The organism is Alcanivorax sp. HI0007, from assembly GCF_001635525.1.
GTDB lineage: Bacteria > Pseudomonadota > Gammaproteobacteria > Pseudomonadales > Alcanivoracaceae > Alcanivorax.
This window is the reverse complement of the sequence record NZ_LWEJ01000056.1, coordinates 1-220: the sequence shown is the minus strand read 5'-3', so window position 1 is coordinate 220 and position 220 is coordinate 1. Positions and strand designations below refer to the sequence as shown.

The window sequence follows — 220 nt, the reverse complement described above, 5'->3', positions numbered from 1 at the left end:
TGCCAGTGCATACGCTTTTGCAGTGCCAGGATCTCGTGTTGCGGTGCCGGGGAGGTGAACACGAACGTCGTATCCCTGGCGTTGACGTGGGCAAGATTGTGGCCAATGTTGTCCATCACCATTGAGCAACCCTCAAAGGGGGTGGCGCCGGGCTCAAGCATTGCGCAATAGACAATCAGTTGCCGGCGTCCCTCAAACAGATCCACCAGACCCACCTCAC

1 protein-coding gene is annotated in these 220 nt (G+C 57.7%); it reads right to left on the bottom strand.

Annotated elements, in window-relative coordinates:
• Positions 1-220: DUF899 family protein (locus A3714_RS03050; protein ID WP_156493819.1), on the bottom strand; the 220-nt coding region annotated here is incomplete at both ends.